Consider the following 11987-nt stretch of genomic DNA (forward strand, 5'->3'; position numbering starts at 1 on the left):
GAATAATATGTAGGTTGGAGAAGTGATGATTGCAGGTCACCGTGGCGCGCGCGCAGTCGCCCCAGAAAACACATTAATATCTATGAAAGCGGCTGCTGATGCTGGCGCTACATGGATAGAAACGGATACTCAACTTTGCGATGATTTAATTCCCGTTATTATTCATGATAAAAGTGTTCGTCGTTGTACCAATGGTTCAGGAAGTGTTCGTCATAAACCACTCGCTGAATTAAAACAATTAGATGCAGGAAGCTGGTTTGGTGCTGAATTTGCAGATGCTACTATTCCAACGCTAGTCGAGTTACTGCAAGCTTGTGATGATTATGGGTTAAGTCTCAATCTTGAAATCAAAGTCCATTATGAAGAAGAGGTAGAACTTCAAGTTCGTAAGACTATTGAAACGATTAAAGATTATGGTTTTGATACTAATAAACTGATCCTTTCTAGTTTTTCTTATAATGCGGTTAAACACTGCTTAAAACTGTGGCCTGAAGTTCGTCGAGGGCTGATCATTGAAGATTGGGTACCAGACATTGAGCGCTTAGATGAAAAACTTGATCTCTACAGTATTCATTTAGATCATCATTTACTGAATGAAAAATTGGCTAAAGAAATTACCGATTCAGGAAAAGTGCTTCAAATATGGACCATGAATGATCCTCAACAAGTGGATAAATTTACCCGTTGGGGTGTTAGTACTATTATTAGTGACAATCCTGGTTTATTAATTTCAGCTGCAAACAAATAATACTCATTATTTAACTGCTGTATTTACGAGTCGATAGCTTGGCTTATATTGACTCGTAAACGCTTATTTTAGCTTTCTCTCCGTAAATTCTAATCTTCTTTTCTCGCATTAATCGCTGCATTTATAATCGCCAAAAACGGAACTTTACATTTCAAAACAATATAAACAATTTATGTTTGATATCATCGAAATATAAAAATATATTTATAGAGAATATAATTTACACTTAGTTTATTTATAACTCTCTTTTATTACACATAACATCAGATAATTATGCCAACAACAGTCACACGACAACTTATTTGATACCTAGTGGAGCACAGTATTCATGTCAGCTTATGACACCGTCTGTATAATGGCAGCCATTGCAGTCTTTATCTCAATGATTAACCACCGTATAGGTAAATTTCAACCGACCATTGCTATCACGGCCTGGTCAATAGTAATTTCATTAATTCTCTTAATATTAAGTAAGTTAGGCTATATTCCTCGCAATGATGAACATGAAGTTATTCAGATGGTACAGGCGGTCAACTTTGATGACTTCTTACTGAAAGGTGTTCTAGGCTTCCTTCTTTTTGCTGGTGCATTAAACATTAAATTGCCTCACCTTAAAGATCAAAAATTTGAAATTACATTTTTAGCACTGATCGGTACCCTCTTTTCAACCTTCTTTATTGGGATTGTGTTATGGGCATTGTTTAAACTTTTAACCATTGATATTGATTTTATTTACTGCTGCTTGTTTGGTGCTTTAATTTCACCCACCGATCCTATCGCAGTATTAGCCATCGTCAAAAAACTCAATGCGCCACAACGTATTTCAACCCAAATAGAAGGCGAATCACTGTTTAATGATGGTGTTGGCTTAGTTATTTTTGTTACTTTGTTTGAAATTGCATTTAGTAAAACCGCTCCAACAATCTCTAGCACCGCGCTATTATTTGTCCGTGAGGCTTTAGGCGGCATTGCATTTGGTGCCGTTATTGGGGTGGTGTTCCACTTCTTGATTAAAAGCTCACATGACAATATGTTCCGCTTAATTTTAACGATCTTAATTCCAACATTTGGTTATGTGGTTAGTGAACATATTGAAGTCTCAGCGCCACTTGCGATGGTGGTTGCGGGTATTATTATTGGTAACTGGACTCGTAATACAATTTCAAAGGAAGCCTCTCATCAAATATCACATTTATGGGAACTTGCAGATGAAATTTTAAATGCGGTTTTATTCTTATTGATCGGTTTGATGATGGTTACTTTCACTTTCCATGCGATTGATATCGTAGCGGTTGTGATAGCTATACCATTAGTCCTATTAAGCCGTTACCTCAGCGTTAAATCTGCTTATCAAATATTTAATCGCTACCGCACTTATAACCCATTATCGATTAAAATATTAACGTGGGGTGGATTACGTGGTGGCCTAGCTCTCGCGATGGCGATGGCAATTCCAAGTGGGATCCCAATTGGTTTTAGTCCTGACATTGATGTGAAAGAGATTATTGTATTAATGACTTATTCCGTGGTTATTTTCTCAATTATCATTCAAGGTTCAACAATCACACCAATGATTCATAAAGCCAAAGAAGAACAAGCAAAAATGGATCAAGCGGCAACCAATGCTACATCAGAAATAGCTGCTTCTAATACCACAACAGAAACAACCAAGAATTAGCATCACACCGACGCTGGTCTAAATTACACAATCTAATAGCCACTGTTTATTACGGTGGCTATTTTTTTATGCTGTTATTTATAATAAATAAATATGTAACAAAAATATTGACCGTCGCTAAATTAATCATATGATGATCATTACCTATTGATTAATCGTTATGATGCTTATGAGCAAAAATTACACTCTTATTGAATGGAGTAAAGATCGAATTTGGTATTGTGATATGCCATACCGCGTAGCAGGTGCGCCTATGGGTCACCGAATGACGATTATTCGATTAGATAACAACAAACTCTTCATCCATTCCCCCATTGAAATAACACCCACCTTACAGCAGCAAATTAGCCAACTAGGTGAGATTGCTTATGTCGTTATTCCTAATAAAAGTCATCATATTTATCTCTCCGATTGGTGGTTAGCCTATCCTCAGGCTTACTTTTATGCGCCACCTGGGCTCATCCATAAGCGTAGCGATCTTACCTTTGATGATGCGCTTGGTAATAAAACGCCACTTCATTGGCAAGGGCAACTACTGCAAACAGTGATCCGTGGTAGTGACAGGATGGAAGAAATTGCTTTTTGTGATCCACTCTCAAAAACACTGATTGTCGGTGATGCTTTAGCATGGATGATAGACAGTCATCATCCTCTTACTTTCACTCTTTCTGTTATTAATGGCTGTTATTTTAAACCTGCGATGCCATGGTATTGGCGGATCACCTTTAACAATCACACCCAACTACGCCAATCCATTCAAGAGATCCTAACATGGCCTTTTGAGCGTATTATTTTGTCTCATGGCAGAGTGATAGATAACAATGCAAAAGCATATTTTTCTGCTGCATTTCAGTGGGTAATACCCCATAAATTAAATATCACAACCGTTCAATAAACAGACAAAAACACATTTATTAGCTATTTAAATGTATAAGCATTAATTTATGTGCAAGATCAATATTGCTCTTATTTTGAAGGCGCATAGTAATAAAACCACGGGGACAAATCACCCTTATTTACTCTTTTAACAATAACAAACCGTCGAGGTTAGGAGTTAATTAATGAACCTTTTTAAACTTTATTCTCGAGACATTCTTGGACTTAGTGTCGTCGGATTTTTTATATTAAGTATTCTCGGTGTTATTTTTGGTACGATTGCATTATTAAATTATGCTAGCGGTAATACCGTATTAGCCGCATCAAATATACACCTTGCGTTGTCACATATCCTCTTTGTCATTCCCGCATTGATCATTGGTCATTATATCAACCGCCCTTCTTGGGTCGCAGCCGTTGATAAAATTAAATTTACACGTGAAATAAATAATCATTCATAGTATTTAACATCGAAATCACCCTATTTATGATTGATCTGCAAATTTCTCACGTAACAACGTTACCATTGCGCGCGTTTTTTCAGGTAAAAAACGCCGTGATGGATACACAACGGTCATCATAATATCTGAGAAATTAACATCCGTTAACACTTGTACCAACTTTCCTTGTAATAAAGATTCTTGCATTAGAATATTCGGTAATAATGCAATACCTTGTCCAAACACTGCCATCTGCTGAATCATATTAATATCTTCAGACATTAACCGTAACCGCGTCCCCTCTTGTAACAAGGTTGAATTATAACGACTGGCTAATAACCAATGTTGTTGTAATTCTGCGATTGTTTTTGGCTCACTATGCTGTTTTAAATATTCTGATGATGCAAATAAACCATTACTTGAGGTTAAAAAAGCTTGTTGAACATAATCTACATTAATAATTTCAGCCATATTCGGTAGCAACTGTAGATCAATATTTTCTCTTTCTAAATCAACGCTTTTCTGTAGATAGAGTAACTCTATTCGCACCAATGGAAACTGGTTCGCGTAAGCATCTAATACTTCAGCAAACATCGGTGATGAAATAAACGATGCTGTCGCAGCTAAGCGTAAAACGCCTTGTAAACTATTTTGCTGACTTTCAAGTAAATTAACCGCGTGATTCACTTCCGTTAATGGCTGATTAATATGTTGATACAATAAGCGTCCATTTTCGGTTAATTCTATATGGCGCGTGGTACGAATTAATAACTGGCAATGAAGCGCTTTTTCTAATTCTTGTAAACGACGGCTAATTTTAGATCGCTGTAATCCATGTGCTGTTGCAGCGGCACTGATCCCGCCATGTCGTACTGTTAGCATAAATAAATACAAATCATCCATTGATGCTTTCATTAGTCCTCCTTACATTGTCCTATATTTAGCGCATAAGTGTGACATTTGTCGCAGTATTCAATCAAGTTAATTCTTCTTATACTGATCAGCTTGATTGTGATCACTGGAATATCTCATGCCTAATTCTCATACTACTTTTCAACATTGGATGCGATGTCTAATTGTTATTTTTATTCTACTTATGGCCTACATTGTTATTGCTGATAGGTATGTACCATTAACCAGTGAAAGTCGTGTGCAAGGTTATGTAGTACAAATTGCCCCAGAGATTTCAGGTACGATCACACAAGTTAATATTAAAAATAATCAAATGGTAACTAAAGGTGAACGACTATTTCGGATTGATGATCAAAAATACCTTTTAGCGGTCGATCAAGCACAAGTGGCTTTAGAGCAAGCCCATCAACAAGAACAAGCGCTGTATGCCCAAGCCAGTGTTGCTCAAGCTAATATTGCCACCAGCCAAGCTAATTATAATAATGCTCATAATGACTATAATCGAATGAACAAATTAGCCAAAAAGAAACTCGTTTCTGCATCAATGCGTGATAGTGCTTATGCTAAAAACCAAATAACCCAAGCTAATTTAGCGGCAGCGAAACAACAAGCGGTGGTAGTACAAACCCAGTTAGGGCCTAAACACGGTCAAAGTACCGTTGTACTTGCAGCTGAAAACACCTTAGCCCAAGCCAAACTGAATTTAGCCCATACACAAGTAATAGCACCAAGTAATGGCGTGATCACTAACCTTCAAGTTGATGTAGGCACAATGGCAAATGCTAATCAGCCAATGTTAACCTTTATTCCAACCGATTCAATGTGGGTAGCAGCAGACTTTAGAGAAAAATCTATCGCTAAATTTCATTCTCATTCTATGGCTTATGTCGCCTACGATGCATTACCGGGTCAAGTATTCCCATTAACTATTAATAATCGTGACTTTGGTGTCGCCGCAGCACAACAAGTAGCGAATGGACATCTAACAAGTATTGAAACCAGCAACCGTTGGGTACGTGATGCACAGCGAGTACGTGTCAATTTCATCAGTCAGCAACCTTTACCTCCACAGTTATTTGTTGGCTCACGTGCCACCGTTGTTGTCTACCCGAAAAACAATCCGGTATGGCAGTTGTTAGCTAAAATAGAAATCCATTTAGCCAGTGTGCTGCACTTTATTTACTAAACCAATATCAATAAGTAATGCGATAAGTAATTAATTTTCGGAGTCATAACTTATGAAAACAATGCGACTTTGGTTTGGCTGCGTCGTAGGCTTAGCTATCAGTATGATCTTTGGGTGGTCATATGGTTTTTTTATTGCCTTATTGCCCATTAATATCATGATGAATTCCGATCATTGGCACTGGGATAGTTACGTACAATTAGTGGTGGGTGTTATTTGGGTTACACTTGAAGTAAGCTTTATTAACGGTTTTTTCCAATCATCCCCCCTACTTTTAACGATTATTGTTGGCATATTCTTTCTTGAAAAATGTATCGCGATGAGCCATAAGAGTAGTTATTTATTTGGCTTTATTGGCCTACTCGTTGGTTCGATAGCGCTTAACTTTGCCAGCTACAGCAGTTTTGATTTAGAAGACTTTTCAATAACGTTATGGTGTAGTGCGATTATAACAGTGCCTATCTGTGCGCTGGCTTATTACTTTTTTCCAGAACCCACAACTGAAGCAACAATAGATGCCGTAAGTGACACCACCAATAATGTTCAACGTTACGATCATATCGGCATGATAAGACAAACCGCACTGGGTTGGATCATCGCTATGTTGGCGTTTTTGGTATTTCAATTTGGCGATCTGAATGATTCATTATCGGCGCAAGCATCTATATTGATCGTACTTTCACCGATGACATTAATTGGATCACTCGCTGCATCAAAAATACGTATTATAGGAACATTTCTAGGGTGTTTAGCGGGGTTATGTATCCAAATAGGGCTCTATTCATGGGCTGATAATGGAGTGTTATTTATTATGGCTTATGCGATTGCTGCGGGATTCTTTTGCTCTTGGCTCGCCCTTGGCACCATCAAATCGAGTATTGCGTTTTCGGCAATGTCGGCATTAACGGTTCCCTTAACGACATCACTGATTCCCGATCAAAAAGATGCGGTATTTGCTATTTTTTATCGGTTTAGTTCCATTTTGGTTGCCGTTATTTTAACCTCAATGGCAATTTGGGTCATTCACCATTTCTTAGTACGAGTGATCAAATCACCCAATGAACATTTTAGTCACGGCTAAGATTTGTTGATACAACCATAAAGTTGGTTGTATCAACAAGATTTGTTGAAACAACCATAACTTGATATTGGCTCTTTTTATATCTGCAGTGGATAAATTTGAGCTAGCCATTCGAGCTAGCTCAATGTTGGACAGAAATCATTTAGAGTATTAGCCCCATTTTTGATGGTAGTTATTAGGAAAAGTAATGGGAATACTTCAGCATCGCTATCCAACTTACTATCAATATTTGCTTATATTTAGTGGCTTGGGCTTGTCCAACACTTCGGATAGGTGTCGGCTGCGCGACACATATCCTTATCTGTTATGTTTTTACAAAAGCGCCTCGGCATTAACGCTATAACCAACTTCTTTAAGCTCTTTAAGCAATGACATTTTCCATGCACCAGCTTGGTCTAAGTCAGTGTATACAACGCCACTAATGTCATTTGGCTTTTCGATGTTGCCTTTTACAAATGCTGACACTCGCGATCTATCTAACAAGCCAATGAAATATCCATGTTCAAACACTACGTTTTGACGCGCTCTTGGCACAAATTCCATACCTTCGTCGTTTAATCCACCAATATCGCAAGGCGTATAAAGCACAACAACGAACCCAACATCACCATATTGCTCAATTTTTTCGATGATCGTCATACTACGACTAGCTTGCTCATGAAGCACAATAGCCTCAAGTCCCGCTTTTTCCAAAAATCGAGCCATTTCCAATTTAGCTTCATTATCACGACCGTGAACTATGAATACTTTATTGTTAGGAATTTGGCTTGTCTCTAAGGCTTTAGACGCTACTAACTCTGTATGTTCTACTTCAAGCTCTTTTTTCTTATTTTTGACTAGTGATCTAGTCAAATTTTCAAAGCCATTATCACCGTGAATAATAGTAGTTTTAGAAATAACCATGATAATACCCGCACTTAAGCGGTTATAGGCTTGTTGAACGAGCGTATCTATAGGAACAACTGACTTCTTTATCGATAAGGACTGAATCTCATTATATTGAATATAACTTCCGTCTATATATAGCTCTGTTTTTTTCACATAAGGAGTTAGAACATCCTCATCAATTTCGTCAAAATCAGTGCAATCGAACCAAAATACATAGATTGCCTTGCCTTTAGGACCTTTTTGCTTCTTTTCCAATACAACGTGGTAATAATCAGTCATAACATATTCTCGTAAAAATACATCATCCCACTTTATCACAAGCGATTGATTTTAAGGTAATAAACATAACATTATATGAATAAGAATTTTTACTTTCGCGCAAAAATATACTCATGAAATACCTTTACCATACTCGATATAATCGTTGCATATCATGAACTTGATAGCACTTTCTTACACTTACCTATTTAAAAGAGGGTGTGAAAAGTAAGAAATGTATTTAATAAGTCTTATTAAATACAAACTGAAATATTAAATTGTTAAATTATCAATTGGTTATAGCTTTACCTCTGTTTTTAACAAGAAATATTTCTTATTAAAAACGTAACTCAAGCGATAAAATCGCCACGTTTCATTATAACTGTTCATATACACAGCGAATAAACTAATCAAAAATCACGTTAACACGATATGAATGAGTAAAAGATCTACCTTGATGCTCATTCGAGCAATTTGCTAGTAAAGGAGAGGCTTTATCGGGTTCAAATTCAAGAACCAGATAAAGTGTCGGTTGCGCGACACTTATCCTTTTTTGTATAGGCATGTGGTCGATACTAGCTTAGGACTTTCTTTAACGTCCTTGACTCTGATACTATTTTATTTTCAATCTTTCCATGAAAAGTCGCCATTCCGACCATGGATTTGTGATCATTTTGTACAGTGAAAACGTAAGTGCCCGTATCAAAACCTACCCCATTATGGTCCTCAAACATCAAAGTAACTTGGTTACCAAAAATGGTTCCTTTGTAGCTAAACTTACGTTCTGACTTCTTACCATCGCGAGTTTTAGAACGAATACTGCTACCTGTAATGTTGCTACCTAATTGTTGTAGCGTAATACGTCCAGCAGTAATTTTTTTGCCGTTTCTTACTTCGACAATATCCCATTCCCCAGCAACTTTAACCCCTTTATACAAACAGTTACTCTGAAAAGTAGGCCAGCCCCATTTAACAACCAATGCTACAAGTGCAGTAGCTGATAAACTTGCTACTACACCTATCAAGAACTCTGTCATTTAAATATATAACCTCAATTATTAATTTTCCGAAAATTCCGATTGCTTTGTTAGGCAACTAGCTAGATGACTCGATTCAGATCGATGCTTAGACCGCTAGCCTTCATTTCTTTCGCCAAAGTAAGCTTCCAACCACCAGAGTTATCCATCGGCGTATATACCACGCCAGCAAAATCATTAGGAATTTCGACACCTTCTTTATAAAGCACGCATACCTTTTCTCTGGTGAGCGCAGCGCTAAAGTACCCCAACTCAAAGATTACATTTTGCCTCGCTCTAAACTTGGGGCTGTTTGGGGTGTCCTTTGCGTAGCCTACATCATCGGCAGTTAATAACACTACAGCAAATGCAACTTCAGACGCATGCTTTTCAAACTTCTCGATGATAGTTTGGCTTTGATTTATTTGCTCATGTAGTATTACAGCTTTAAGTCCTAAAGACTCGACAAACCTCGCAGCTTCAGACTTTGCTAACTCATCGTGTCCATGAACAATAAAAACGCTGCTATTGATTAAGTTTATAGGGCTAACCTCAACTGTTGATAAATTTCTATTCTTGATAGACGTAGTGGCTAGTTCTTGTGTGATAAAGCCACAACGAACTAGCTCTGCAAATAGATCAACATCCTTCAACGCCCAGTGCGTTCGATTAAATTCAAAGTCACCATTGATGTCGAAAGAAAGTCTATTAACACTCAACTTTTCTGTGGGTAGTGCGGGAATAAACTTATCAAGTTCATATTCAATGATTACCTCAGAGTTTCTTAAACGTAACTCCCTGATATAGCCAATATGAAAGAAACCGCCTTTACCTTCATGAGCAAAAATACATGGCATTTCTTTTAGCTCTCGAATCATAGGTTCTGTTAACTCAGCATATTTGCTCGCTATTTCTTTAACTGTATATTCCCAATGGTTGATAATTCTATCCCGAGAAAATGGATAAGGACTACCATTCCACGCACTCTCATCTGATGTGATTATTAAATTAAACAATTAAGCTTTCCTTTCTAATTATACGGTTGTTGCCTGACGCTGCTTAGGCGTAAGACGGCACGAAATTACATGATTTTGTTCATATAATGCAACTTTTCTTACTAGCCATCAACGCTAAATCAGTAACTTAGTGACACCAGAGAGTGCCTAGAAGTGTAATACGACGAGAGTTGCCGTACGCACGCCTCCATCGTATATAACTTTTGGTAGGGAAAAATCTCATTAACAGGATATGAATGAACCTTAACTCTAAGTAGAAATGGGGCAATTATGAGTTAGCTTAATAGCTAACTCACTTATGATCACCAAGCGATTCTGTCGTACCTTAACTACCAAGCGACTTTAAATCCCAAAATTGATCAAACTTTCTTGTATCTGGACGATCTTTATTGTGGTCGATCAGACTATATTGTCAGCCGACAGCTAACCGAGAAGATTAAGATAGTGGCAAGAGTCCGCGCGGTGATTAAAGGCCAGATAAAACAAAACCGCCATGCTCGGCGGTTTTATTAGCGATAGCACGGCGGTTATTAATCAATGAAGGTTTCAAAAGGTAAATTGAAATACTCACTAAAGCCTTTTGCTTGAGCTAAATTAATAGCTCTTTTGCCATTTAAAATATCGCTGATCACGCTTTGAGGCGCGATATGTTTTAAATCAGATTGTTTAAGCTCCTTAATATCCATCAAGCCCTTTAGCATTTCTACAGCGGGAACTTTAGGCATAATTAAATGGTTCGTTTCAAATTCTTCGATGCGGTCTGAAATTGCATGGGCATAAACCATACAAACATCAGTTTCAGAGGTCGCCATATCCATTAGCTCGTCCATTAATTCAGCGCGTTCTAGCACTTCCGCTTCAGTTTCAATTGGTTTCGTTGAATAGTTAAATAAAATTAGGGCATTCTGTGCGTCGTCACTTAGGACATCTGACATTGCCTCAAACATGCCGCTTAGATTTGCGGTGTTCAATCCAACATTTTCATGGTGTTTAATCATAACTGCTCCAAAATATACGGAGGTGATTACTTAGTATGACTTTTAATCCATTTGTCATAGTCTGCATGAGATAAAATCTCACGAATAAAAATCTTGCTGCGAGTGCTATAAATACGAGCCAAAATGCGACAGTCGTTCTTATGAACGTCAAAAATGTAAAGGTCGTAATTGTCACCGTTAAAAGCCGTTTCACCTACTTTACGCGCAGGGACACGATCAATATTCCAGCCACTTTGTGTACGCCAAAGCGCTTTAATTTGAGTAAAAGATTCAAACTTTAAGCCTGCTCGATTGAATGTCTGTTGCCAGAGAGTCAACCCAACCCGCCACAGTGGGAACATCAACATTGCCTGTTTAGTTCGAGTTGTAGTGATGATCCGCACGCATATTAACCCTTTGCTGTGAATTTTAGACCAAATTATCGCAAAGTACGATATATAGCGATATGGCTTGTTTTCAGAAATGAGATGCAACAGGAAAGAAAAAAGCCTCCACTGTGGAGGCTTGGTATGATGCAAATACTGACTATTACTTACAGAATACGCGGGCTTGACGTGGTGTATAAATACCAAATGTAACGACACTCAATAGACCGTTAACAAACGTTTGTTGTACTTCAACTTTAGCCACGTTATCGGCACCGCCACATAGCTTCGCAGCATCAACAGTTTTATGTTGACCAATACCTGAAACGAAAAATGGTTGTGATTTATTTAATTCAGCTGTTTTTGTTTGTGGTGCAGGTGACATAATAAATGTTTGGCGTGCACAACCTGTCATAACCGTCGCTGCAATTACTGTTGCTAAAATTACTTTTTTCATTAAGTTAACTCTAAAATGGATAAATAAAAGTGATATTCATTTAATCACATAAACAACAGTTAACATAT

Annotated in this window: 13 protein-coding genes; 6 read left to right on the top strand and 7 right to left on the bottom strand. The window is 37.6% G+C overall.

Annotated elements, in window-relative coordinates; genetic code table 11:
- The first annotated feature begins 25 nt into the window (after positions 1-25).
- The 4 genes from GLP24_RS00935 (at position 26) to GLP24_RS00950 (ending at position 3763) form a co-directional block, all read left to right on the top strand.
- Positions 26-748 (top strand): glycerophosphodiester phosphodiesterase family protein, encoded by a 723-nt coding sequence (locus GLP24_RS00935; protein ID WP_232615394.1) that lies wholly within the window; start codon positions 26-28, stop codon positions 746-748.
- Between the two features lie 328 nt (positions 749-1076).
- Complete coding sequence (locus tag GLP24_RS00940) at positions 1077-2426, top strand: cation:proton antiporter (protein ID WP_232579478.1); 1350 nt, start codon at positions 1077-1079, stop codon at positions 2424-2426.
- A 169-nt stretch (positions 2427-2595) separates the two neighbouring features.
- On the top strand, positions 2596-3321 hold the full coding sequence (locus tag GLP24_RS00945) for a DUF4336 domain-containing protein (protein ID WP_232579477.1): 726 nt from the start codon (positions 2596-2598) through the stop codon (positions 3319-3321).
- Between the two features lie 166 nt (positions 3322-3487).
- Positions 3488-3763, top strand: a complete 276-nt coding sequence (locus GLP24_RS00950; protein WP_101769453.1) for a hypothetical protein — start codon at positions 3488-3490, stop codon at positions 3761-3763.
- 24 nt (positions 3764-3787) lie between these two features.
- Here the strand turns inward: GLP24_RS00950 and GLP24_RS00955 are convergent, their stop codons facing one another.
- Complete coding sequence (locus GLP24_RS00955) at positions 3788-4657, bottom strand: LysR family transcriptional regulator (protein ID WP_101769454.1); 870 nt, start codon at positions 4655-4657, stop codon at positions 3788-3790.
- A gap of 115 nt (positions 4658-4772) precedes the next feature.
- On the opposite strand from GLP24_RS00955, the gene GLP24_RS00960 reads away from it, so the two are divergent.
- Both GLP24_RS00960 and GLP24_RS00965 read left to right on the top strand, forming a co-directional pair.
- Positions 4773-5840, top strand: a complete 1068-nt coding sequence (locus GLP24_RS00960; RefSeq protein WP_232599728.1) for an HlyD family secretion protein — start codon at positions 4773-4775, stop codon at positions 5838-5840.
- A 52-nt stretch (positions 5841-5892) separates the two neighbouring features.
- On the top strand, positions 5893-6921 hold the full coding sequence (locus GLP24_RS00965) for a DUF2955 domain-containing protein (protein WP_232615395.1): 1029 nt from the start codon (positions 5893-5895) through the stop codon (positions 6919-6921).
- A 312-nt stretch (positions 6922-7233) separates the two neighbouring features.
- On the opposite strand, the gene GLP24_RS00970 is transcribed toward GLP24_RS00965, so the two are convergent.
- The 6 genes from GLP24_RS00970 to GLP24_RS00995 form a co-directional block, all read right to left on the bottom strand.
- On the bottom strand, positions 7234-8088 hold the full coding sequence (locus tag GLP24_RS00970; protein ID WP_232615396.1) for a TIR domain-containing protein: 855 nt from the start codon (positions 8086-8088) through the stop codon (positions 7234-7236).
- A 554-nt stretch (positions 8089-8642) separates the two neighbouring features.
- Positions 8643-9104, bottom strand: a complete 462-nt coding sequence (locus GLP24_RS00975) for a hypothetical protein (protein WP_232615397.1) — start codon at positions 9102-9104, stop codon at positions 8643-8645.
- Positions 9105-9166: 62 nt separating this feature from the next.
- Positions 9167-10099 carry a TIR domain-containing protein gene (locus tag GLP24_RS00980; RefSeq protein ID WP_232615398.1) on the bottom strand — a complete coding sequence of 311 codons (933 nt, stop codon included), beginning with the start codon at positions 10097-10099 and terminating at the stop codon, positions 9167-9169.
- Between the two features lie 530 nt (positions 10100-10629).
- Positions 10630-11097, bottom strand: coding sequence for a helix-turn-helix domain-containing protein (locus GLP24_RS00985; RefSeq protein ID WP_232615399.1), 468 nt, complete (start codon positions 11095-11097; stop codon positions 10630-10632).
- Positions 11098-11123: 26 nt separating this feature from the next.
- Positions 11124-11480, bottom strand: a complete 357-nt coding sequence (locus GLP24_RS00990) for a type II toxin-antitoxin system HigB family toxin (protein ID WP_232615400.1) — start codon at positions 11478-11480, stop codon at positions 11124-11126.
- 145 nt (positions 11481-11625) lie between these two features.
- Positions 11626-11919 carry a Bor family protein gene (locus tag GLP24_RS00995; RefSeq protein WP_080156180.1) on the bottom strand — a complete coding sequence of 98 codons (294 nt, stop codon included), beginning with the start codon at positions 11917-11919 and terminating at the stop codon, positions 11626-11628.
- Positions 11920-11987 lie beyond the last annotated feature (68 nt).

Source organism: Photobacterium carnosum, from assembly GCF_021236965.1.
In the GTDB taxonomy this organism is placed as follows: domain Bacteria; phylum Pseudomonadota; class Gammaproteobacteria; order Enterobacterales; family Vibrionaceae; genus Photobacterium; species Photobacterium carnosum.

Excerpts from the sequence above, each read along its gene's own strand:
- GLP24_RS00985 (WP_232615399.1), bottom strand. The coding sequence starts at position 11,097 with ATGATTAAACACCATGAAAATGTTGGATTGAACACCGCAAATCTAAGC.
- GLP24_RS00955 (WP_101769454.1), bottom strand. The coding sequence starts at position 4,657 with ATGAAAGCATCAATGGATGATTTGTATTTATTTATGCTAACAGTACGA.
- GLP24_RS00960 (WP_232599728.1), top strand. The coding sequence starts at position 4,773 with ATGCCTAATTCTCATACTACTTTTCAACATTGGATGCGATGTCTAATT.
- GLP24_RS00935 (WP_232615394.1), top strand. The coding sequence starts at position 26 with ATGATTGCAGGTCACCGTGGCGCGCGCGCAGTCGCCCCAGAAAACACA.
- GLP24_RS00995 (WP_080156180.1), bottom strand. The coding sequence starts at position 11,919 with ATGAAAAAAGTAATTTTAGCAACAGTAATTGCAGCGACGGTTATGACA.
- GLP24_RS00965 (WP_232615395.1), top strand. The coding sequence starts at position 5,893 with ATGAAAACAATGCGACTTTGGTTTGGCTGCGTCGTAGGCTTAGCTATC.
- GLP24_RS00970 (WP_232615396.1), bottom strand. The coding sequence starts at position 8,088 with ATGACTGATTATTACCACGTTGTATTGGAAAAGAAGCAAAAAGGTCCT.
- GLP24_RS00975 (WP_232615397.1), bottom strand. The coding sequence starts at position 9,104 with ATGACAGAGTTCTTGATAGGTGTAGTAGCAAGTTTATCAGCTACTGCA.
- GLP24_RS00945 (WP_232579477.1), top strand. The coding sequence starts at position 2,596 with ATGAGCAAAAATTACACTCTTATTGAATGGAGTAAAGATCGAATTTGG.
- GLP24_RS00940 (WP_232579478.1), top strand. The coding sequence starts at position 1,077 with ATGTCAGCTTATGACACCGTCTGTATAATGGCAGCCATTGCAGTCTTT.
- GLP24_RS00950 (WP_101769453.1), top strand. The coding sequence starts at position 3,488 with ATGAACCTTTTTAAACTTTATTCTCGAGACATTCTTGGACTTAGTGTC.